At 64.6% G+C, this 22,030-nt stretch carries 27 protein-coding genes; 1 reads left to right on the forward strand and 26 read right to left on the reverse strand.

The features are described 5' to 3' along the window. Nucleotides 1–374: 374 nt before the first annotated feature. From U1701_RS13100 to U1701_RS13220, 26 genes are all read right to left on the reverse strand, one after another. Complete coding sequence (locus tag U1701_RS13100) at nucleotides 375–824, reverse strand: hypothetical protein (protein WP_332783001.1); 450 nt, start codon at nucleotides 822–824, stop codon at nucleotides 375–377. After that, on the reverse strand, nucleotides 821–1,336 hold the full coding sequence (locus U1701_RS13105) for a TIGR02594 family protein (RefSeq protein WP_332783002.1): 516 nt from the start codon (nucleotides 1,334–1,336) through the stop codon (nucleotides 821–823). Before U1701_RS13105 ends, U1701_RS13100 begins: the two co-directional genes overlap by 4 nt. A 479-nt stretch (nucleotides 1,337–1,815) precedes the next feature. Further along, nucleotides 1,816–2,226 (reverse strand): hypothetical protein, encoded by a 411-nt coding sequence (locus tag U1701_RS13110; RefSeq protein ID WP_332783003.1) that lies wholly within the window; start codon nucleotides 2,224–2,226, stop codon nucleotides 1,816–1,818. Continuing rightward, on the reverse strand, nucleotides 2,226–2,774 hold the full coding sequence (locus U1701_RS13115) for a hypothetical protein (RefSeq protein ID WP_332783004.1): 549 nt from the start codon (nucleotides 2,772–2,774) through the stop codon (nucleotides 2,226–2,228). Before U1701_RS13115 ends, U1701_RS13110 begins: the two co-directional genes overlap by 1 nt. A 183-nt stretch (nucleotides 2,775–2,957) precedes the next feature. Continuing rightward, nucleotides 2,958–4,712 (reverse strand): hypothetical protein, encoded by a 1,755-nt coding sequence (locus U1701_RS13120; RefSeq protein ID WP_332783005.1) that lies wholly within the window; start codon nucleotides 4,710–4,712, stop codon nucleotides 2,958–2,960. Continuing rightward, nucleotides 4,712–5,665 carry a hypothetical protein gene (locus tag U1701_RS13125; protein ID WP_332783006.1) on the reverse strand — a complete coding sequence of 318 codons (954 nt, stop codon included), beginning with the start codon at nucleotides 5,663–5,665 and terminating at the stop codon, nucleotides 4,712–4,714. The genes U1701_RS13120 and U1701_RS13125 overlap by 1 nt, the downstream gene beginning before the upstream one ends. A gap of 75 nt (nucleotides 5,666–5,740) precedes the next feature. Then, nucleotides 5,741–7,354, reverse strand: a complete 1,614-nt coding sequence (locus U1701_RS13130; protein ID WP_332783007.1) for a phage tail protein — start codon at nucleotides 7,352–7,354, stop codon at nucleotides 5,741–5,743. Nucleotides 7,355–7,693: 339 nt separating this feature from the next. Beyond that, a complete protein-coding gene (locus U1701_RS13135) occupies nucleotides 7,694–8,272 on the reverse strand; it encodes a hypothetical protein (protein ID WP_332783008.1) in 579 nt (192 codons plus the stop codon). After that, complete coding sequence (locus U1701_RS13140) at nucleotides 8,269–8,943, reverse strand: hypothetical protein (protein WP_332783009.1); 675 nt, start codon at nucleotides 8,941–8,943, stop codon at nucleotides 8,269–8,271. The genes U1701_RS13135 and U1701_RS13140 overlap by 4 nt, the downstream gene beginning before the upstream one ends. Continuing rightward, nucleotides 8,936–10,813 (reverse strand): phage tail length tape measure family protein, encoded by a 1,878-nt coding sequence (locus U1701_RS13145; protein WP_332783010.1) that lies wholly within the window; start codon nucleotides 10,811–10,813, stop codon nucleotides 8,936–8,938. The genes U1701_RS13140 and U1701_RS13145 overlap by 8 nt, the downstream gene beginning before the upstream one ends. Before the next feature lie 303 nt (nucleotides 10,814–11,116). Next, nucleotides 11,117–11,473, reverse strand: coding sequence for a hypothetical protein (locus tag U1701_RS13150; RefSeq protein ID WP_332783011.1), 357 nt, complete (start codon nucleotides 11,471–11,473; stop codon nucleotides 11,117–11,119). Between the two features lies 1 nt (nucleotide 11,474). Next, complete coding sequence (locus U1701_RS13155) at nucleotides 11,475–11,930, reverse strand: phage tail tube protein (RefSeq protein WP_332783012.1); 456 nt, start codon at nucleotides 11,928–11,930, stop codon at nucleotides 11,475–11,477. Nucleotides 11,931–11,932: 2 nt separating this feature from the next. After that, a complete protein-coding gene (gp17, locus tag U1701_RS13160) occupies nucleotides 11,933–12,325 on the reverse strand; it encodes a tail completion protein gp17 (protein ID WP_332783013.1) in 393 nt (130 codons plus the stop codon). Between the two features lie 9 nt (nucleotides 12,326–12,334). Next, nucleotides 12,335–12,796, reverse strand: a complete 462-nt coding sequence (locus U1701_RS13165) for a hypothetical protein (RefSeq protein ID WP_332783014.1) — start codon at nucleotides 12,794–12,796, stop codon at nucleotides 12,335–12,337. Further along, entirely contained in the window at nucleotides 12,796–13,146 is a 351-nt protein-coding gene (locus tag U1701_RS13170) for a head-tail adaptor protein (RefSeq protein WP_332783015.1), read from the reverse strand. The genes U1701_RS13165 and U1701_RS13170 overlap by 1 nt, the downstream gene beginning before the upstream one ends. Beyond that, on the reverse strand, nucleotides 13,146–13,661 hold the full coding sequence (locus tag U1701_RS13175) for a head-tail connector protein (RefSeq protein ID WP_332783016.1): 516 nt from the start codon (nucleotides 13,659–13,661) through the stop codon (nucleotides 13,146–13,148). The genes U1701_RS13170 and U1701_RS13175 overlap by 1 nt, the downstream gene beginning before the upstream one ends. Before the next feature lie 59 nt (nucleotides 13,662–13,720). Further along, nucleotides 13,721–14,206: a hypothetical protein gene (locus U1701_RS13180; protein WP_332783017.1), complete on the reverse strand. Its 486-nt coding sequence runs from the start codon at nucleotides 14,204–14,206 to the stop codon at nucleotides 13,721–13,723. A gap of 76 nt (nucleotides 14,207–14,282) precedes the next feature. Further along, nucleotides 14,283–15,485, reverse strand: a complete 1,203-nt coding sequence (locus tag U1701_RS13185) for a phage major capsid protein (RefSeq protein WP_332783018.1) — start codon at nucleotides 15,483–15,485, stop codon at nucleotides 14,283–14,285. Between the two features lie 24 nt (nucleotides 15,486–15,509). Then, nucleotides 15,510–16,136 carry an HK97 family phage prohead protease gene (locus U1701_RS13190; protein ID WP_332783019.1) on the reverse strand — a complete coding sequence of 209 codons (627 nt, stop codon included), beginning with the start codon at nucleotides 16,134–16,136 and terminating at the stop codon, nucleotides 15,510–15,512. Next, a complete protein-coding gene (locus U1701_RS13195) occupies nucleotides 16,133–17,425 on the reverse strand; it encodes a phage portal protein (RefSeq protein WP_332783020.1) in 1,293 nt (430 codons plus the stop codon). Before U1701_RS13195 ends, U1701_RS13190 begins: the two co-directional genes overlap by 4 nt. Further along, entirely contained in the window at nucleotides 17,422–18,888 is a 1,467-nt protein-coding gene (locus tag U1701_RS13200; RefSeq protein WP_332783021.1) for a terminase large subunit, read from the reverse strand. The genes U1701_RS13195 and U1701_RS13200 overlap by 4 nt, the downstream gene beginning before the upstream one ends. Nucleotides 18,889–18,929: 41 nt before the next feature. Continuing rightward, nucleotides 18,930–19,400: a phage terminase small subunit, hendrixvirinae-type gene (locus U1701_RS13205; RefSeq protein ID WP_332783022.1), complete on the reverse strand. Its 471-nt coding sequence runs from the start codon at nucleotides 19,398–19,400 to the stop codon at nucleotides 18,930–18,932. 106 nt (nucleotides 19,401–19,506) lie between these two features. After that, the gene (locus U1701_RS18740) at nucleotides 19,507–19,782 is read right to left on the reverse strand and encodes an HNH endonuclease (RefSeq protein ID WP_443026051.1); all 276 of its coding nucleotides are present in this window, start codon (nucleotides 19,780–19,782) and stop codon (nucleotides 19,507–19,509) included. Nucleotides 19,783–20,217: 435 nt separating this feature from the next. After that, nucleotides 20,218–20,532: an HNH endonuclease gene (locus U1701_RS13210; protein WP_332783023.1), complete on the reverse strand. Its 315-nt coding sequence runs from the start codon at nucleotides 20,530–20,532 to the stop codon at nucleotides 20,218–20,220. A gap of 97 nt (nucleotides 20,533–20,629) precedes the next feature. Next, complete coding sequence (locus U1701_RS13215; protein WP_332783024.1) at nucleotides 20,630–21,226, reverse strand: hypothetical protein; 597 nt, start codon at nucleotides 21,224–21,226, stop codon at nucleotides 20,630–20,632. Further along, complete coding sequence (locus tag U1701_RS13220; RefSeq protein ID WP_332783025.1) at nucleotides 21,219–21,779, reverse strand: hypothetical protein; 561 nt, start codon at nucleotides 21,777–21,779, stop codon at nucleotides 21,219–21,221. Before U1701_RS13220 ends, U1701_RS13215 begins: the two co-directional genes overlap by 8 nt. A 3-nt stretch (nucleotides 21,780–21,782) precedes the next feature. Here U1701_RS13220 and U1701_RS13225 point away from each other — a divergent pair, with 3 nt between their 5' ends. Next, nucleotides 21,783–22,016, forward strand: a complete 234-nt coding sequence (locus U1701_RS13225) for a hypothetical protein (RefSeq protein ID WP_332783026.1) — start codon at nucleotides 21,783–21,785, stop codon at nucleotides 22,014–22,016. Nucleotides 22,017–22,030: the final 14 nt, after the last annotated feature.

Below are 22,030 nucleotides of genomic sequence, written 5' to 3' on the forward strand. Positions count from 1 at the left end.
CGTTGGGCTGGGCGTTAGATCGACACCGCCAGTAGCGACGAAAGCCGCGCGAGACGCTGCCATAGCCGCGGCCGAGCCGAATACGCGAGGGTAACGTGAGCGAGCCATTACTTATTCTCCGGCTGTGATGCGACGTTGGTCGGCGATGCGGCGGGGGTCGGCGTGGGCGTTGCCGCAACCGCGGCACGAGATTGCGCTTTGGCGGCCGGCGAGCCGAAGACCCGCGGGTATCGAGAACGGGACATTTGATTCCTTCCAAGGATAGCGGAGGTCAGCGGGGCCAAGCGTCGACGGCTAGGGCGCGGCGCACGTCACAAAGGGTGAGATCGGCTCGGGCATCTCGAATTGATCCCTCGGCATCCGCCGCATTGGCGCTACCGTCCGCCTGCCGGCGTACTGGCGTTGCCGTGCACGGCTTGGTCGCCTCCACCGGCACGGTCGGGATCGTCGGCGAATAGCTCAGCGTCGAGCGCGTCGATGCCGCGCACGCGGTCAGCAGGAAGGCAGGCAGCACGGCCAGCATTAGTTTGCGCATAGGTCCTCACGGTGTCAGTGGATCGAAGGATGATGGGTTCTCGGTTCGCGAGGCGGTCCGCGAAGGTCGTCAGTGCCGTGCTTTGCTGGGTCGCGAAGCGCTTCTCCGTTTCGACGCGTAGCGCGTCCGCCTTGGCGATCTCCGTGGTCCAGGCGCTCCGCTCGCTCTTCAGCGTCGCTGTCCGATCGGCGAGCGTCTCTCGGGTGAAATGGAGCGCGACGAGCAGGCCGATCATAGGCACTGCCCACCAGAACCGGCGCAGCAGCGCGAAGCCTGCCGCCCGGGTCATGCTTCGTTCGAAGATGAGGGGACGCCCGCGATCGCGGTCATCATCTTCGGCTTTCCGATGATCGGACGGCCGAACGGCCAGCGCCGAGCGACGCACCGCGACTTTTCCAGTCGCATGATGCTGACCCTGTCCCCTTGGTTGCCGCCCAGGACGTGGTAGCTGGCCTTATCTTCGCCGACGTAGAAGCCGACGTGACCGCCACCGGGCCGTTCGAAGACCAGGACGCAACCGGGCGCAAGATGGTCGGCCGGCAGCGGCAGCCCCCACGTTGCCCATGCTTTCGCGCGCACCGCGATCGGCGCGGCCGGAACGCCATCTTCAGCAAGGCAGGTGGCGACGAACAGCCCGCACCACGGCACACTGTCCGCGTTGTAGACCATGCCCAGCACCTTGGTGCCGAGCTTCTTCGCCCAGCCCATGATAGTCGCGCTGTTCGCCGCGCCTGCAGCTTCGCGAGTCCCGATAAGGGACGTGGCATGACTAAGCCACGCCGGCATCGATGCCTTCGTCATTGTCTTTCTCCGAAGTTGGAATAGTCTGTGTTGCCGGGGGGCGCGAAGAGCAGGCCTGACGCTCGCTCGGCGCCCCGATCGCGACACACGAGTGTCACACGGAGCGATCGGGGCGTTTCGCTACTTGTTGCAGCTGGAGGCTTGCTATTCGCAGGCACATGGCCAAGCAACGCCGGCTCTGATGCCGTTCGTCATATCGTTACTTCAAGTTAAAGCAGGATCGCGGCGACTCGGTACGTTCAAGCGTGGCAGGTATTCCCCTTGCCACTCCTGAACTGGCCCGCCTCGCCTACCCCCCCTCGACGGGGCGGGCCATTTTTTTCAAGTCGTCGAGTTGGCGCCGCGCGGCAGCTTTCGCGCTGTCGTCACAATTTTATTCAGATTGAACTATTGCGGCGTGGCTGTGTTGTCAGACGGGCGCGACGCGCTCCCAACGTGTGTCGCCCGGCCCGCTCTTGGATCGCACCCAGGGCGGGCCGTTATTTCAGCTTGTCGAGCTCACGCAGGGCGGCAGTAATCTCAGGCGGGACCGCGGGCTTGCCGGGCAAGGCCGCCTCGAGCGCGTCGATCGCGCTCTGCCCGCGCCGCTTGAAGAAGCTGATGATACCCGCACCGACCGCCCCGCAGCCGCCGCCAGTGCCGAGCGCAGCAAATAGATCAACCTGATGCTCTGCGATCCAAACGGCCGTGGTGAGCAGCGCGATACCGGTCACGATGCCGTCGAGAAGCCAGCGCTTCGGGCCGGGCGTGTCGAGGGTGATGAACAGGCGAACCATGAGGCAGAAAAGCAGACCCACGACCATGGAGCCCGCGGGGAAAGAGTAGCCGAGGAACGACCAAATCACCGGGACGGACAGCCCCGGGGCGGCAGCGACGGCGCCCTCGCGCACTACCGCAAACCTACGGCCGCTGCCGCCATCAGGAGGGAGACGCCGAGGACCATCACGGGCCGCCGCAATTCGGGCCAGCGCGACCACATGTCGACCGGGAGAGGATGCCTGCGCAGCTGGAACTCGATCACAGGTTCGGCGAGAACGTGCAGCGCCATCCAGGCGAAGCCGCAACCGACCGAAATCGGGTCGAGCCAGCGCTTCAGCTGCGCAACGCGCGCGACGGTGTCGGCATCGCCCGAACTCCACGACCAGAGGCTGACCGCTTCAGCGAACCCTCGACTAGCAACCGCACAGCCCGCGAGCAGGATCATGATGCGATAGATCGAAACTGGATCGGTCGGGTGATCGATGCGACGCGTCGCCCAGAGACGGCGAGCCTGCTTGCCCGCCATCATCAGCCCAAGGCACGCAGCCGCGGTCATGACGAACAGGTTCCACGCCAGCAGCCCTGGATTGTCCGCCAGCGACGGGGGTGCCAGCGCGCCGGCATTCGACGCCGCGCTGATCGCGTCGCCGATGTAATTGATGGTTGCGGTCGAAGTCATGCTTCGTCTCCCTGCGCGGCGGGCGCCGCGAAGTTGCTGTCGATCATTGATGCCTCCGAAGATGGAAGGGTTTAGATCACGCCCCTTCGGCGGGGGCGGCAGCGCTCGCAGACACACCGTTATCCATGTGCAATCTCCCGGTGGTCCATGCGGAGGTTTCGTGAAAAGCGACGCGGAGGGCGGTCACGCGCCGAACAGCCCATGACCGGCGCTGGAATGCAGGTCGTCTTTCATCGCCTTGATCGTCTGCGTGGCGCTCTGAAGGGCCGCCTCAACCTCGGCCAGCCGGGTCGCAACCGCTGTCTGCTCAGACTGCACATAGGCTGCGCTGAACGTCAGGGTCGCCCCCGCGGCATAGGTCGCGTTGGTGGTGCGTTTCGCGGTGCCGGTGTCCACCGCCCAGCCCCCCTTGCGCGCGCCCAGAACCTGCAAGGTTGCGACCTTCACGCCGGTCCCGGTGTAGCAGAAGCCGTTCAGATAGGCGTCCTTCCACGGCGTCGTGCTGGCGCCAAGGTCGGTCACCCCACCGTTTAGCGCCTGGAAAGTCACCGCAATCTTGATGGCGCCCGTCGTTCCGTCGATCAGCAACGGCTGCACCCCGCGCGTCAGGTCGTAGATGACGAAATCGTTGGCGCCAGCTACGCCAAGCATCCCGACCAGCCAGCTATGACCGGTATTGCTCGCCCGGAGGTTCCCACCGACGTCGTTGACACTCTTTATCTCGAAGACCTCGGCAGAATAGGTGCCGTCTGCCTCGACCGTCACGAGCCGGTTTTTCGGAACCTGCTTGCCGAGCCCGTTCTCATCAAAGGCCAGCACGCGATCGGTCGCAGCGAGACCGTCGACGGGGAGATCGCGGGGGTCCAGGAATTGCTGCTCACCCTCGATCGCTGGGACCGAATACTCTTTCCGACCGATGATCGCGCAATCCTGCGTCGCGGACTCCGCTTCGACATACGTGTCGAGCGCAATGAAGTTCGTCGTCTGAGGCTGAATGAAATACGTGCGGATGCTCGAGGTGTAGATGCCGACGTTTACGTTGCACTGGTAGGCGATGGAGTCGTACGACACCGTGTCGATGCAGGCGTTCATCGTCAGGCCGGTGCCGCACAGCGTGCCGCCCGAGCGGTACGTCTTGCTGCTGTCCTGCCCTTCCAGCGCCACGCCCCACGTCGTCTTTTCCAGGTCGTCCGGTCCCCCGGCCTCGGTGCCGGTGCAGAAGCAGTCGGCGACCGTGTTGTCGCGACCGCCAAGGTCCAGCAGGAGCATGTAGCCGCCCCGCCAGTCCTGCGTCGTGATGTTGTCGAAGAAGCCGCCAAACGAGCAGTGCGCGTGGATGCCGCCCTTCGAATTGCCGGTGAAGATCAGGTTTGAAAACTTCAGCCCGCGGATCGGGGTGGTCAGCGCAGCGATCGTGTTGGCGACATGCGCACGCTTGAACGGGCGGTCGACGGTCAGGACATTGCCCGTCTTGCCGGCGACCTGCATTATCTCCACGGTGCCATCGAGCGGCTGGAGCGTCACGCCAGGGTTCGTCGATGCGTCGGACAAGAATACCCAGGCGCCCACCGCATAGAGGGCGCCGTTGTTGACCGTCATGGAAAGGTCGCCGGTAGCGACATCCGCCGACAGATACCCGGCGGGTGTGAACTTGCCGTTGTATTCGAACCCCGCATAGCTCGGGTTGGTCGGCTGTACCGGATCACGACCGATGCCGGTGGTGTCGATAATGACCTTGTCGATGCTGGGGGCGGGTTCGATCCACAGATAATCCGAGGGGTTGCCGTCCGCGTCGAGCATGTCGATCCGCGTGTCGAGGGTCATCGCGGGGGCATTGATCTGGATCCATCGCTTGCCCGACGTGATCAGCGCGCGGATACCAGGGCCGTTATCGCCTGCGACCGGGTTATAGATGGTGGGGGACGTGTCGTAAGGCATCAGGAAGCTCCGTTTTCAATGGCATCAAGGCGTGCGTTGATCGTCTCAAGCGGCTGACTCTGGGCGCGGGACCAAGGCAGGACAGGGACGCGCCCGCCGATCATCAGGACATGACCGCTGATCGTGATACCGTTGCCCGCATTGCGGGCGTAGATCGTGCCACTAGGCGACAGCCACTGATCACCGATCTCGCTTTCGAGAAGGCCCGGCTGATCCGCGGTGGTGAATACCGCGCGCCGGTTATTCGCGATAGTATCGGCGATCGCCGCAAGGCTGACGCTACGGCCGATCTCGACCGGCTGCCCCGCAGTCTTGCGGTAGTAGATGAACCCGCCGACGCCATCGGAAACCGAGAACCCCTCGTTGACCGGGATCGTCGGGTCCGCCTGTCCGGCAGCCGCGCTGACGCGGTACTTCGCGATCGCCTCGGCTGCGATCCGCGCGTCAGTGGCGATTTGCGACAGGCTTTCGGCCGCGACCAGGTACGGCGTCAGCAGCTCGGCGCCATCGATACTGACGCGCACAACATCTTCTTGCGCGATTGTAAGCGCGACGTTCGAAAAGCTCCCCGGCGCAGTGGTGTTCGTACCGCCCGAGGACGGACGCGCGAGCGGAGCCAAATCGCTGTCGATCGGTGAGGCAACGGCCCAGAACGGACCGACGATCCGAGTGATCCCGTCGATTTGGACGCCCCACTCGAAGAGGCTATCGTCTCCCGCCTCGCCGCCATAGGGCAGCTTGGCAGCGCTGCTCATCGTCTCCTTGGAGAGATAGCCCGCGACCGTCGTCGTGGGCAGACCTGCATCGTAGGCCACCCCGACAACGCGCAGACCCTCGGTGTTCGCAACCGTAACGTTTCCGAGCGCGATCTGCGGCGGGCCCGGCGTATCCCCCCTCAAGCGGACCTGCGCGCGAAATGACGATGCGCTCCAGTCGACGCCGACGAACTGCATCGTCCAACCGCGCGCTTCGTTGCGCCGCGCCGCGAACGGCAGGCGTGCTGCAATACCCATTCACATTCTCCGGTTTTAGGGCTCGAGCGCCGCGATGCGGTCTTCCAGCGCCTTGATCTGCGCCGGGGTGTAGGTAATCGTGCCGTTGCTCACTGCGCCCGATGTGTCGGCAGCTGCAGCGGTATCAGCTGAGGCGGCACTGCCCGCCGTGGCGGCATAGTCCGCGTTGCCGTCTATCGGATCAGCGGAGACCAGCACGCCAGTATTGCCGACGGTTCGATACATATCCGTGGTGAACTCGAATATGTCGGGGCTGGTCTCTTCGAGCTGCAGCACGACCGAGAAGTCCTGCGACAGCCCCCAGCTCACCACCTGAAACGAATAGTTCGAGAGGCCATAGCGCGCGGTCGCCAACTGCACGGTATCGAGAGTGGCGATCCCGATACCGACGATGTTCATCGGCCAGATGACGCGCCGTTCCGCCTGCGACTTGCGCAGCGCGATCTCGAGGATCCGCTGCCCGCGCGTCCCGCTGGTTATGTGCGGCAAGTCGATCGAGGATTGGCGGACCTCGTCGCTATCAATGAACCGGGTGGGCACGTCGCGCGGCTGGTACAGATTATCCGGGTCGATGTAGGTCCCGGTCATTTCCGTCGCGATCTGGTCGCCGGCGAGCAGGGCAGGGACGTTGATCGCGCCGGCTAGGTCGCGCTCGGACAGCGTCGCCGAGGGCGGCACGTAATAGCCGGGGTGCATCAGCATCTTACCGCCCGAATATGTGAAAGACCCTGCGCAACAGGTCACGAGCGTGTCGCGCACCTCGCTTGGCGCCGCGCCGGTGGTGATGTAGCAGTCGAGTTCGTACCTTGCCTCAGTCCCGCCCCCGGGAAGCGCGCATACCTCGTCGCAGACGTTCGCCTGCGCGGCGACCCAGTCCTCGTCGATCTCGTCTTGGTACGCGCCAAAGCCCCCCTCCTCGCGGGGCAGGAGCATCCAGTCGTAGAAGATCAGCGCGGCGTTGCGCGTGTAGCCGCGAGTGTCCGTGCGATAGTCGAGGATGTCGTCCTTGCCCTCGACCTCCGCAGTGATGTTCGGCATGCCAGCCTGCACGACCGCATCGACCATCTTGAACTTGGCATAGATCAGCGCCGTACCGCGGCCGCGGTGATTGGCGGTCCACTTCCCCTGCGTCTCGGCGACAAACGTGGCGTTCGCGACCTGGTCCTCGGTGCCGCGCGCGAACCACAGCCAAGCGTTGTTCGCATAGGTGCCAGTCGTGACCTTCCCGGCCCCATCTACCGAGACTTCTTCGTCCCCCAGATACCAGCGCGTGACGCCCCTGCAGCGATGCCCCGCAACAGCGACCACGAAATAACGGTAATCCTTCCCAATCGGGTGGAAGAAGATCAGCAGACCCCCGACGCGGCGCTTTCCGTAGATGATGAAGCTGTTCGAGAGCGCCTGCCGGAACACGCCCGGCGTCGCTGCCGATGTCGACGGCCGCCCAGCAAGCAGCGTCATCGCCGCGCTCGCCGCGATCGCGAGCGTCGCCGCGACGGCCGCGGTCACCGCCGCCGTGGTCGCCGCCGTTGCCGTCGAAGCAAGGAAGGCGGCCGCGATCGTTGGCGCGAAATAGGCGATCGCCGCGGCAACCGCGATCACCGCGACGATCTTCAGCACCTTACCCATGCCGCGCAGGTTTCACGGCATGGGGCCAAGCTTCATCGGCATCAGCCATCGAGACCATCCGCCCCCCGAAGAACTCGGCCTTGTCGCCGCGGCACACGCCGATCGCCCACCCACGCCGGACGATGTCGCCGCGCATCGCTTGCCGGGTGGATCTCGGCGGACCATGGACGGCGCTGATCACGCCGGACATTCCCCGTGCGTTTAGACCGCGCATCATCGCGACCCAGTCGCGCGTCCGCCGCGGGGATGGCCCGACAATTGAGCAAATATCGAAGCCGGACGTGGCGAGAACATGCTCCCGCCACCCGTCGCCGCAGTGCAGGGCCCAATCTGGACTCGTCACAGGACGGCCGCCTGTTTCGCCTTGGCCCACAGGATAGGAACCTCGACCATGCGCGCGACGTACTGGAACGTGATGTCGCCGGGGTGGCGCCGCTGCTGCCACCAGTCGGTGAAGCGCCGGATTGCGGGACGCCGCTGGTCGCGCATTCGGCTCTCACCGCCGGCGCTCACCGTGATCGAATCGCCGGCGTCGGTGATGTCGTAGGAGTCGAGGCGACCCTTCCAGATTTGCTTGAAGCCCAGCACCTCGCTGAACGTCGGATCGAGGGCGCCAACATAGAGCTCGTAGAGGCAGCCGCGCACTGCCTGGTCGGCGACATCGTCGCGGAATTCTGCCGGGACCTGATATAGCGTGGCTTTCACGCCCACCGCGGAACCGTCCGTCCCTTCGCCGACGGTGTCGATCGCGCCGAGCCCGCCGATCGCAGTCCACTCCTCCCCGGCGTAACGGATCGTCGCATTGCCGGTGACAGCGAAGACCGGGTCGGGAAGGTCGATATGCACCCCGATGAACGGACGCAAAGAGTCCCGCGCGAACTCCTCTTCCAGAACGGGAGGAAGGTCGCGGATGCTCACAATAGCTTCTCCACAAAATCCAGCGTGTATTCTGTCAGCGCGCCGACCTCGGTCTCGTTCTGGCCCGCATCCTCGCTGGTCAGCTCGAACCGGCCGGTGACCGGCCACTGCAGCATCGCGCCAGCAGCGATGGGGGCCGATATGTGTGGACGCACGCCGATTACGGCTGCACCCGTGGCGTCGGCCATGATCGCGCCCGCGCCGTTGACGGTCCCGCCCGCAGACAGCGTGTTTGCGAGCGACGTGAGGTGCGGACGACCGTCGCCCCCGACATAATCGCCCGCGCTCAAGGCGATCGCGTACGGAGCGAACCCGCGGACCGTGACGCTGGTCGCGCCTGTTGCGGCTGCATCGAACGTCAACGCCTGTGCGGCCGTAACCGGGCGCGCAGGGCGGGGGCGGCGAAAGTCGTGAAACACGGCAACGTTGAGCCCGCCGTCGAGGTCGGCGATCAGGGAGTCCAACCGCGGGCCAAAGCCGCCCGGCTCATGGAGCGCCGGAATCCCGTCATAGCCCCCGCGAAAAGTCAGCCTGGCGACCCACCGCGGCGCGGACAATCCGTAGCGTTTGGTCGTGCGACTGAACGGGCTTTCCGATCCGCCGACGTGCGGCTGCAGGTAGAACATCACCCGATACGGAGCGAGGTCGGCGGGCCATGCGATATCAACCACGGCGGCGCTGCTGATCTGCGATAGCCATCATCGTCGCATCCTTGACGGCGCCGGCGACGCGGTACCCTTCGGTTCTCGTCATCAGGTCGACCCCGCCAGGAATCGTGATATGCTGCGTCACGTTTGGGACGCTGCCGCCGCGGCCGATGCCGACAGTCTCGCCATGCGATACTCGCGCGATGGGCTGGCCATTCAGCTGCAGAATGTTCTTGTCCGCCCCGCTCATCCCACGGACTTGGAACGATCCTCCCGTGGCGAACCCCGGCAGCTGCACCCCGCTGCCCGTTGTATCCATAGGGATGGTCCCCGGGTCGCCCCAGCCCGACATATCCACGGACTGCGAACCGGTCTGACCGCCGAGAATGCCGCCCAAAATCTTGCCGATAGCTCCCCCCAGCCCGCCAGTGCCGCCGCCCATTTTCTGGACGAGCACTTCTTCCAGCGCGCGGCTGATCTCGCTGAGGACGCCCTTGAGGATGTCCTTCGCGCCGCGCATGTTGACGATGCTGTTGGCCAGGCTGCGGTTGATGCCTTCGCCCATATATTTGAACGCATCCGCGGTCGCTGCCGCAGCCTCGCTCGCCGGGTTGACCATGACGTCGTCGAGACGTTCGAAGTGATTGCTAATCGCATCGACCATGTCCGGCACATACGAGTGGCCGACGACCCGATCCCACAGCTTGTAGAAGGCGTCACCGACACCCGAGACTTTCGCGCGGACGCTGTCGAAGATCACGTTGAGCTTGTCAAAGAGCCAGGTCTTCACGCCATCGTAGAGGGCCTTCATCCTGGTCACGACGGCAACACCGAAGGCATCGATCTGCGGTTGATATTTGACCAGCAACGCGAACGCTCCCGCAGCTGCGCCTACCGCCAGCGCGATCGGGGCCCATACCGGCGCCGTCGCAATCGCCGCGGGAATGAGAACCGCGGTCAGGAATGTCGCGACCGGCGCAAGCGCGGGTAGCACCAAGCCGAACGCGGAAACCATGCCGCCGATGCCGACGGTGATAGGACCCAGCGCAGCGGCGACCGCGACGGCGCCGATGATGAAGGTCTGAACGGTCGGGTCGACATTATTGAACGCGGTGGCAAGCGAAGTCACAGCACTCAATAGAGGCGGCATTACCTTGAGCGCGACGGCGCCGATGTTCTCCTGAAGCGTGCGCCACTGCTCCTGCATCGCGGCGTCTGGCGTGGCATCGCGCTGCGCCTTCGCGGCGCCGCCGAACTGGCGCTCGAGCTCGCGCAGCATGATCGCCTGCGCGCCAGCAGCATTGCCGCCCGCGACCATGGCCTTGATCTGCTCTTTCTGGTCCGCCGTGAACTGGATCCCGGCGCGGCCCAGAGCGCTCAGGCCCTTGACCGGATCGTTGAGTGCCTTGCCGACCATGAGGGCTGCGGACTGTAGGTCAGTGCCCATGCGCGCGGAGAGGTTGATCGCGGCGAGCTGTGCACGATCGAACGCTTCACCAGAGACGTTGCCGAAGGTCAGCATGTTGGCTGTCACGGACTTCAGGATGTCATCGTCATCGAAGTTCGACAGGCTCTGCAGCGCGCCGGCTTGCTCCTGCAGCTGCGCGACGCTGCGCCCCGATGCAGCCCCCATGCTCGCGACCGCAGCGGTGACCTGGGCAAGCGCCTGCTGGCTTTCTACAGCAGCCGGGATCGAGGACTTCACCAGCGCGGCGAATGGCAGGCTGATAGCCGCCGTCATGCCCGCGCCGGCAGTGGCAATCTTTCCGCCGATCGCTTGGAAGTTCTTGCCCGTCGCGGTCATGCGCTTCTGGGCGATGTTCAGTCCATCATTGAACGCGGCCGTGTCGATTCCGAGCGTGACCCTGAGGGCGCCGATCGCTGCTGCTGCCATGCTATGCGACCCTCCGTATTGTCATCGGCGCGCCCGCTGCTTGGAAGGTCCGAAAGACCGCAAGCATCTCAACGCTGGACTGCGGTTTTGCTGGAGCCGCCCGGCGAGCCAGAAGGCTCTTGAGGGACTGCAGGGGCTTCTTCGGGTCGGACCGGCCAATGGCCTCGACGTGCCAGGCAAGTGCGATCGCTTCGTCGTGCCGGGCTTGGGCTGCGTCACCCCGCCCTTTCATGGCCGCGTGGAATGTCCGCGGCGTCTGGCGCCAGAACGCTTCAGGATCGAAGCCTTCCCGGCACCACTGGCTTAGGAGGTCGAGCCAGTCCCAGCCGCCACTTTCGCCGGCCTCACCGGCTTCTGGGCCTTTCCCTCCGCACTCGGGAACGCCGCTTGCATCGCCTCGCCGACCAGCTCGCCAGCTCGCTGAAGCCCGACCCCGTCGATGAACGCGCCCGCGTCGTCGTCGGTAACGTCGCCCGGCATGCCGCAGGCGAACATCGTACGCAGCGTCCGCATATTCAGCCCCGCCGCCATCTTTGCAGCCAGCCCGGTCACGTCCATCTGCAGGCGGTCCTCGAGCCGACATAGCTCGTTGATCCCATAGCGCAGCGTGTGGGCTTCGCCGTCGACCTCGAAGGTCACCACCCCATTCGGCGTCGCCATCTTACGACCCCGCCACCTGAGTCTCGACGCCGGTGAACTTGACCGTCATCGTGGCCGTGCGGCGATCGTTCAGCGGGTTGCTCGGCGCATAGGCACGCACGATGACGAAGCCGGTGATCTCCCAGGTTCCGTCCGCCGTCGGCAGGACGACGCGATACGCGCGGCGATCGCCGGCGTCGCGTGCCTCGCGGATCAGGATGTCGGTCGGCGAGCCGGGGACATAGTTCATCACGACGTCGCTCTCGCTGCCATCCTTCCAGCCGGAGATGTACTCCTTGCGCCGGTTGGGCGACTTCATGTGCGTGACCTCGATCAGGTCCGTCTCTTCCTGCGGCATGGGCACTTCGGTGACCATCGCGAGTTCGTGCAGGTCGCCGTTGGCGGCAGCCAGCCAGAACTCCGAGCCATCGCCCAGGTCCGCGTCTTCGATATTCTGTACGGCTGGAACGTCTGCCATGGTCAGTCCTCCTGTCTTGCTGGTCGGTGCCACACCAAGAGATCGATGCGGGTTCGGTAGATGGTGCCGCCGGAAGCCGGGGTTTCGCTGTCGGTGTCGCCACCGTCGATGAAGATCCGGCGGAAGTCGGTGCCGCCTACGACTTCTTTCGCCGGGCGTGCCGCAGCGATGGCTTCCGCGATCGCGTCGGCTTCCGACCTGCTGGATGCAAAGGCATCGACTTGGATCAGAGTCTCGCGCAGCAGGCTCTCGCCCTTCATCAGATCGCCGACGATATCGCTGACCTGCTGCATCCGGACGGCGGGCATGGCGGAGCCTTGCGGGCGAACGTCCCGATAGACCCTGCCGCCAGCCACGCCGGCCGCCTTGAACCGATCGCGCAGGTCAGCGGTCATCGACATGGATCAGCCTTTCGCCGGGAGCTTCGCGTTCTTGCGCGCGATGCGCGACGCTGCTGCAGCGATCGCTTGGCCGAGCTCGGCTTTCACGATGTCCAGCACCTCATCCTGGGTCGTCGCCCAGGCCGGCCGGCCAAACGCGCGAGCCGGTTGGTCGACTGTCCCGTACTCGGAAGGGATAGCAGCAGGATCGTTCGGCCCGGCGTGCATCTCGATGCTGGCCTTGCCCTCGCGCTTTTTGTTCAACCGCGCTTGCCGCTTCGTCAGCTTGGTGCCGATGCCCCCGCTTTCCTCAAGAGAACCCGTCAGGCGATGCGCGTTGGCGTTGCGCCGCCACGCTGCGTCGAAGGGAACCAGCGCCTGTCGTGCAACACGCCGCAGGACCGCCTTGCCCGTAGCCTTGGGCAGGTCAGCGAGGGCTGCCTCAAGCTCTTGGAGTCCCTCAACCTTGACAGTGCGATTTGCCATCAGTCTGCCGCCCCGGTTGCCGCGATCTCGATCGTATCGCGCCGTCCCAGTTCAATTGCGCTTGTGACGTTCAAAAAGCGACCGGACGCAACGGGATATTCGATCCGGTCTTTCGGGTTGATCCCGGTCGGCGCGTCTGGGTCGAGGTCGGGCGACCACCGGATCAAGAACACGGTCGGCGCCATCGCGGCGTTCTCCGCGGACTGCAGCCGCTCGGCGCCGGGGAGGTGCTTGATCCCGGCTGCAACGGCGAGCGCGGGAGCGAAGCCCTCGACATCGTCGCCGCCTTCGTTCGTGACGATCCCGTATTTGCAGATGCCGATCTGGCGGTCGAGGCGGCCCGCGCGCATCAGCCGATCACCGGCATACGATAGGGATGGCAGAGATTGACGACGGCGCCGGTTGCCTGGACGCTGACGCCAACCGCAGTTTCTTCCCGCTGCCCATAGAGGTCGCCGATGAGCAGCAGCATGGCTGCCTTCAGCGAGAACGGGACGCCAGTGACGGTCACCGCTATTGATCCGTCCGCATCGGTGGGCCATGTCCCACCCAGGGGAGGAAGTAGCCGCGCCGGTTTAGCGGCTCGCCATAGCCGGGCGCCGGTTACCTCGACGGGCTCGCCTGCGCTGTTGAGATATGCGACCGTCACCTCGGCATTGTCGTCGGCAGGCCAGACCAGCAGCGCGATTCCACCGCGGAAGCACCGGAATGTCTGCGTCACCGCATCGCCATTGAACGACAGCCCGGTATAGTTCTCGACCCACTCGCGCGCAGCGGTGATCATGTTGGCGATCATGCCGTCCTGGTCGTCACGAACGACGTCGAGGTGCTGTTTCGCTTCAGCGAGCGTGATCGGCTCTGCCATACATCACCTCGCTTGAAAGGGGTCCGCCGTCGGCAAGGGGGCAGCCGACGGCGAAGGGGTTATGGCTTGGCGGTTTTGTTATGCGGAGCGCTGGCCATCTTGTTTGCCGGCGCCTGCTCGGACTTGGTACCCGGCTGCGGCATCGCGGCAATCTGAGACTTCAGCTCTTCGGCGGTTTTGCGGGCAGCGTCCCGATCCACGATTGCAGCGTCGCGCTCGGTGATTGCCGCATCACGAGCGCTCTCGGCTTCCTGGAGCGACTGCCGCATAGTGGTCATCCCGTCGTTGATGAACTCGTTCTTGGACTGGAGGTCCTTGAACGCCGCCTTCATGCTGGCGATGATGGCAGCGCCCTTCGCCGGATCTCGCAACTGCTCGAGCAACTGCGCATCCTCGTCACTCGCATCTGCGAGGGCATCGGCATCGCCCGCCTCGCGAACTGCGCTCAGATCTTTGAGGCGATCGAAGTCCACCTTATCGAACTGCCGAGGCGAACCCGGTGCTAAACCGTCTAGCGGCTTCAGCAGAATGGCATTGATTTTCATTACGGCCTCCTTCGTTTTCGTGAACGTCGCGGACGGTGTTCGCGAAAACGGGGGCGGCGAACCGCCCCCGAGACAATCAGCCGGCAACGCGGCCGAGGTCGCCATAAACGATCGCCTGCGGGCGATAGATCGCCATAGCCAACCGCTCCTCTGCGCGGACCGTGACCTTGTTCCGAACGAAGTTGTCCTGGTCCTCGGTCGACACCTCGATCGTTGCATCCTGACGGTCGAAGATTTGCGCGGCGAGATCAAAGGCGCCGACCAGTGCCTTATCGACACCGATTGCCTGCGTCTCCACGACCGGCAGACCCCAGAGGGTCTTCTGAATCGTACCCTGTGGATTTCCCAGAATGTAGCCGCCGGCGGCATCCTTGGAGATTTCGATCGCGGCCATGTCGATCGGGTTCATCACCACGCCATTCGCCGGGTATTCAGCGAGAGCGACCTGAAGGATCATCAGGCGGACGGTGTCGACCTGTGTCGTTGCCGCCAGGCCGCCCTGCGCCGCGTACGCCGTGGCTGCGGTGACAAGGCCGAGAAGGTTCTGACCGGTGCCGGAGCCGTTGAGAAGCTGCTGTTCCTCGGCGAATGCCAAGCCATAACGAAGACGCTGATCGATGATCGATCGGAGGCCCGCGGCATCAGCCAGGATCTGAACCGACGCGCGCATCCAGTGGGCGATCGTTCGGACATTGGCGGTGGCATCGTCGAACTGCAGTTCCGACTGAGGCTTGAGCGCGCCCTCGGCGACCGGCGCTGCGGCGTTGGTAAAGAGCTTCTCCCGATCATATTCGATCTGGTTGCTGGTGGTCTGACCAGGGGCCAGCAGCGCACGGATCGTCAGACGGCGCTGGCGAAGTTCAACCTGCAGACCACGATGGTCTGGGGCTACCAGACCGCCAGCCGAACCTGCAGCATCCGTGGTGAGCGAGGTGATATCCTTCACCTCCACGATCGCGCGACCACGGGGACGGGTCTGACCTGCGAACGACTTGAACTCGTCTGCGCTGACGAAGCGCTCGCCCGCACTCTGGCGCACAGCCTCGTCCGCCTTGCCTGCGGCGACGCGCTGCTCGAGCTCGGTCAGCAGGCTCTTGACCTCGTTGGCCGTGGTCAGGGCTTCGTCGGCGGTAGCCTTGTCGGCCGCGCTCATCGTCTCGCCCTTCTCGGCCATGCCGAGGGCGCGCTCGGCGATAGCCTTCACTTCGTCGAACTTGCGCTCGACAAGCGTCTTGGTCTCGTTCGCCAGCTCGGCGACCGTCTTGGTTTCGGTGGTCATGTCGTTACTCCCAAAGGGGTGAGATCAGGCGCGAAGCTGCGCCCCGAGTGCGGCCAGATATTCGGCCGCGGGTTCACTGCCGGGCTCACCCCGGAGCAGAGAGGCCAAGCCTTTGCCCGCGATCGCGGAGGCCTGCGTCTTCGAGAACCCTGCCTCGCGCAGGAAGTCCTCAAATTGTGGGAGGCTCGGCAGGTCGCCGAGCCCCGTGATATCTTTGACGGACGAGACCAGCGTCAGCCGATTCATCGGCACGGTCACAAGCGAAATCTCGTCGAGTGCGAAGTCGAGGAGGTGCCGGGCCTTGCCTTCGAACTTGTGGCGAAGCGTGCGGAACCCCATCGATAGTCCGCCGAGCGCGCCGCTGCGTGCGTCCTCGCGCGCCTCGCGCCCCGCCTGGCTGGATGAGAACCGGCCCTTCACCTCCAAGCCATCGCTCGTCTCGCGGAAGGTGTTCCACACGCCGACAGGCCGCTTGTGGTCGTGGAACAGCAGCATCGGTAGCGACTTGCGCCCAGCCAGCGCGCGGGTGACTGCGCCTGGCGCCACGATGTCCTTGCCTTCGTCGAGCGTGCCGACGGAAATGGCGAGGCCTTCGATCTCACCGTCATCGGCAATCGCCTTGACCTCGAGGTTATAGTCGAAAGCGTTCATGTTGTTGCTCCCGCAGGATCTTGCCCGGCTTCGGTGATCGGTACGTTCTGCATCTGCATCCGCGGCACGTCGCCGCCCGGAACTGGTGGCATGTTCTCAAGCCGGCGAACCTCGTTGATCGTCAGCCATCCGTCGCCAAGGCCGGACTTGTAGAAGGCGGAGCGACCAGCGCTGTCGCCGCGCAGCAGCCCCTCAAGGTTGAACTCAATCGTTATGCCGCTTGCCCGATCGCGGGCGGTCAGAAGCTGCTTTTCGAGAGCTTGCTCGATCCGCTTCAGCCGGCGCCGCAGCGAGAACTTCACGAAGCCGAGCGTCTGCTGCTCAAGGCCGGTACCCCACGACGTGCTGTTCGCTGTGTGCCCGATCATGTGAGGAGGTACGCCGAACACGCGGGCGATCTCCTCGACGCTGAAGCCGCGGCTTTCGAGCATCTGAACATCGCCTGGGCTCATCGTCAGCTGCTGCCAGGACAGCGATTTATCGAGCAGCATCGGGCGGCCGGCATTCAGCGCGCCAACGAACTTTTCCTGCAGCAGCGCTTCCGCAAGCCGACGCTGTTCGGCATTGAGATCCTTGTCGCTCTTGAGGACCCCGCTCGGTAGCGCAGCGTTCCTGAACATTGTCGACGCAGCGCTATCCGCTGACAGTGCGCCGTCGAATGCGCCGCGGCATGCGGACAGAGTCGACATTCCCGATAGGGCGTCGCCGAGCGGGCCGCGAATATGCAGCACTGTATCGCCAGCCTTTACCTGGCGCACGCCAGCGACAGTCCACTCGTACTCGATCGCGCCGGACGACAGCCGGCGCGCGGTCACGCAGTCCGGCCGGATCGGCGTCAGAGAGAACACGTCGCCGTTAAAGCGCTTTTCGATCGTGGCGTAGGCGTTGCCCTGCAACTCGATCCCAGCCGCCATGTACTCCCAGAAATCCACGGCCGTTTGATCGTAATTGGGCGAATCGTGGAGGACGAAATAGAGCGGATGCTGCCGGGCAACCGAGCGAATCCCAGCGCGGTCGGTCTGATAGACCATTAGGGGCAGGCTCGCGATCGTACCTGCAAGCAGGTTGATGCAAGCCCAGGTTGCCGAGAGACCGAGAGCGCTTTGCCCACCGCTTAACGCGGCGTCTCGCATATCGGCAACGGTCACCTGATTGGTGACGAAATTAGAGCCGTTTTCCGTCGACGCTGCCCCGCCGCGCCACGGCAAGATGTCTTTCCCTTCCGAAGCCATTGCCCGCTCGGCTTCGGCCACGCCGTTGCCATACTCGATCGTGAAGCGACGCGTCATGCGGCGAGGCTCGCAAGCCAGTCATCGACGGTCTCACCGGGGTTGTTTAGCATCGCAACCCCCATCGCCATCACGAGAGCAACCATGCCGTCGATACGGCCGGTCGACTTCGCCTTGTTCAGTTTCCGGTCGCCCGCCGCGTTCTTCTCGACGACCGCGTTCGCGGCGCACATGGTCAGGACAGGGTGTGCGCCGTGCAGCACCTGTCCGTTCAGGAACGCGATCTCTGTTGAGTCCATCGCCGGCGCCATCGACACATGGCCTTGACCGAACGGCTCGAAGGGCAGGGTGATGCCCAGCTTCTGCATCTGCACTTCGAGCGTCTTGAACCGGTAGCGATCGAACCCGATGCGCCCGACGTTCATGCCGTTCGTGATCTCGGCGATCTTCAACGCTACAAACTCGTAATCGACCGCGACGCCCGGGGTTGTTTCGAGCAACCCCTCTTTCGCCCAGCGCCCGTATGGCACCCGGTCCCGCTTTGCGTGATCCTCGAGGGTGGCCGCCGGTTTCCAGAACCAGCATCGCACGTGCCACTTGCCCATCCAGAACGCGATCAGCACGAACGCGCAAAGGTCGGTCGTCTCGGCGAGGTCGAGGCCGCCGAACACGATGCCCTTGGCGAACGCCTCATCCTCGGTCGCGCCATTGCAGGCGAGCCAGACTCCCGGCGCCAGGAACGGCGAGAACCGGTTTACGCGCTGGTTGAGGTAGAGGTTCCGGAATCCGTTCTCAGCGGACGGCATGCGGGACGCCTTCTCGGCAGCCGCGAGCAATTCACTATGCGAGCGGAACGTACCGAGAGCCGGATTTGCGGCTCGGTGAGCATCCGGGTCAAGAACATCGCAGTCCGCCGGTGCCTCGTAGACGTGGCAGACGATCTTCGGATCCTTCGAGCGCCGCGCGTCATCGATCTTCACCGACAGCATGTCGGCATCGGTCGGCGCCTGCGTCGAGATGATCAGCCGCAGCGCGTCGTCGTATGCGCCGCTCGCCGTCTCGATCGCCTCGACGAAGTCGTCGTGATCGCCGCGGACTTGGCCGAGCTCGTCGAGGATGGCGAGCACCGGCGAGAGACCGTGGGAGGTTGAGCCCTCCGCAGCGAGCGCGCGGTATTCGACGTTGAGCGCCAGCCCGATCAGCCTCTTGCCCGAAGGCACGATGCGGACAAGCTTGTCCAGATCCGGCGACATCTTCACCATTTTGGCGGCAAGGTTGAACACCAGAGCCGCTTGGTCCCGCGACCGCGCGCCGCTGACGATCTGGCTGTTCAACCGCGCTTCCGGCCCGGCGATATGCGCGAGCAGGATGGCGGCGATCAGACCGGATTTGCCGTTCTTCCTCGCGATCGAGAGAATGCCCTCGGTCGTGCCGACCGGGTTGTCGTAAACCTCCAAGATGAAACGCTGCTGAAACTCTTCGAGGCGGATCGGCTTGCCGACCAGCTTGCCCTCGGGAACCATGCAATATCGATGAATGAACGCGATGACGCGTTCGCCGCGGGTCACGCGCTACCGGCAGGCCTCGCCAGGAGGCTGTCCCCGTCGTTCGCCATCGGGTTGTGGCCTCGCTCGATTTCGTCGGCGTGGCCGCGGCGCTTGGTGACGTCGCGCTGCTCGCCGTTCTTCGCCCGGTTATCCAAGCCCAACGCTCGGCGCAGCGTTACAATCCGGCGCGCGAGCTTATCGCTGACCTCGATCGTCTCGAGCAATTTCTTTTGGTTGATGTTCCCGCCGCCGACCACCGCGTAACCGGCGACCCGCTCAGCATCCGCCATGGCGCGCGCCAGGTTGGCTGCGACGATCAAATCGGACTCGGTCCACTCGGACTTCGGCTTCTCCGAGATCACGCTGTCCCAGAACGGCATATCGCCTTTCCGGATGCGAAGATGATCGGGCGGCGAGAGGTCGCGCGCGGCCGCGGCCATCGTCGCCACCGCCCCGGCCGCGCTGTCGATGCGCTGGCGACGGGCCATGGAGCAAATCCTGTATTAGCAATGAAAGTCGATGTTGACGTCGGTGGCCGTCGGCATCCCCGCAGACTTTAACCTACCCCCCCAAGGTAGGCTTAGGTCGGCGTGATCAGCCGAGGAGCCGAAGCTGCCCCAAGGGCCGCGCGCCCTTCACGATGTTGCACCTCCGGCACGCACATGCGGTGTTTGCCATGGTGTGCTTGCCGCCGCGAGCAAGTGGCACGATGTGGTCGAGCTCGGGAGCCCTATCATCGTACGTGCCCCGCAGCCTCTGTGGCGTCGCACGCCCGCAGAGATGGCATTTCCACCGGTCGCGAGAGAGAACCGCGACTGGATCAAACCGCTCTGCGCCCGCTACTGACCCGCGCTGGAGTGCTTTGCGCATTGACTTCGCGGCCCGCGCCGATGGGGAACGCCGACGCTTCAACCGGTTGATGGAAGCACTGATGGAACGGCAGGAATCACAGCGTTGAGCGTTCTTGGCGATCTCGATACCACACGACCGGCAAGACTTAGCGGCCACCTGGTTAGATCGTCTGCATTTGATACTGCACCATTTGCGTTGGTGAAGCGACAGCGGCAGCCCGCAACTGCACGATCGCGCAGCAGCTTCAGCTGCAGACTTCTCTCGCAGCGCTGTCAGCTCAGCCACCCTGTGGTCAGGATGGCGCACCTTCCAGGCCGCTACCTTGCAGGCGTTGCTACAAAGAGACGGTCGGGGCCCACTGCCGCGGTAGTTCCTCGAAGCAGCACGCCCGCAGTGTGGACAGGTGAATTCAAACAAAATCACCTGCTCACCATACAAATGTTCCCTTCCTGTTCAACCCGCAGCGCGGCGCCAAGGGTGATCTGGGTCAGTAGGGAGGCCATCTGCGGCGAAGCCCACCCGCTTCTCGTGGCCGAACTGCTCTGCTGTCACCTCAAGGTGGCAGGGGTCACACAGGTTGCGGGTGTTCTCGTCCTCGTCGCTGCCACCAAGCGCGAGCGGTTCGATGTGGTCGACGACGGTGGCAATCGTGACGCGGCCGCGAGACTGGCACCGCTCGCACAAGCCGGAGGTGCGCGCGAGGCGGCGCTTGCGCTGTTGCTGGCCAGCCCGCCCGCGAAGTCGTTCGGTGATCACGGGCGCGGTCACATGACGCCCTCCCGCTCCACATACGAAGAGAGCCGCAGACCCTTGCGGGCGCGGCTCTAACAACTGGTCATTTGCATACCTTGCGGGGGTGGTGGCGTCAACTGCTCAATCGCTCTTTCATCGCGATGATGTCCGCCACGAACTGCACCGTAGTGCGCGCGGCCGTGACCTGATCGTTACGGCACTCGGTCAGCGCCGACCCCGCGAACCCGGCAGCCTCGTCGAACCGGCAGACGTTCTCGAACACGCACCACCATTTCGCGGGGAAGTAGCCCTTGATCCGCTTCAGGTCGTCGAGCGCCTCCTGTTCTGACCAGCCGTTGCCCTTACCGTTCCCTCGGCCCGGTATCCGAGACAGATCCATCACCAGAGCCTTGCCGCCCAGGCGCGCCCATAGCGCTTCGCAGTGGTCGATGGCTGCGACTTGCCTATCGGACAGCAGCTTGGCCGCCTTCCAGCGGGCGATCGGCGTGCCACCCCTGTTGATCAGCGTATGCTCGGTCACCACACGGCCCGCGTCGCGCAGCGGCACATCGACGATAGCGTGCATGCCGCGGGCAACCTGGATCGCAGGCGCCCCGATCGCCTCGCCCTTCGCCGTCACAGCTTCTGCCATCCGCGCGGCCGGCGACTTCGGCACCCGCTTGATCTTCGTGCTCGCCTTCGCCGCGCGCGCAGTGCTCTGCTTACTCATGTTGCGTCCACCTCCTCTCATGCCATGCCCGCGATTGAACGATGTCGCCGAACCGCCAGAACCGCGTGTGGCGCTCGTGATGGCCAGCCCGAACTAAGGTCCAGCATTCGCCCGACGGTAGCTCCACAATGCGATGGATGTGCGTCGCATCGACGCGGTAGGTCTCGCCAGGAAGCCGGTGCATCAGCGTTCCGCGCCAGCCATGCTCGTCGAACGTGAAGACCTCCTCCACGTAACCGCCATCGAGGATCTCGGTCTCGAACGACCAGGGGTGATCATGCGGGGTCGCATGCGGTTCTTCCCGCGTGAAGCGGTGCAACGCGCGGCCGTCGTCCAGGTGGTACTTCACGAACGCCCGCGACATCCGCTCGATGTTCACGATCCGCGCGCCGGCCGGGACGCGCTCCGCTGCTGCTCGGGGTATTCTCATTATCGCCTGCTTACCGGTTTTGCGGAACATAGATGGAACGAAAGCCGATTGGTACTCGGGTTCCTCGTCCAGCCGGCTCGAATGAACGGCCAGTGCGTTGGGCGCGAGCAACGACAGGAGCATGCCATGCCGACCGACCCGAGCACCGACATCGAACGCGAGACGACGGGCGAGCCGTACGTCGATGGAAACATCGAAACCGAGGAAGGGCTCTCCCCGGGCGGTACCAGCATTGAGGATACCGACGCGGCCAGCGATGACACCCCGGACTCGATCCCGGGCGAAGCTCGTGATTTCGACGACGCGGCGGACAGCCTTTCGATCGGCGGCTCCGACGAACGGCCCGACAGCGCCCCGTAAGCGAACCCCAGCAC

The organism is Sphingomonas rhamnosi (assembly GCF_036663615.1).
Classification (GTDB): Bacteria; Pseudomonadota; Alphaproteobacteria; order Sphingomonadales; family Sphingomonadaceae; genus Sphingomonas.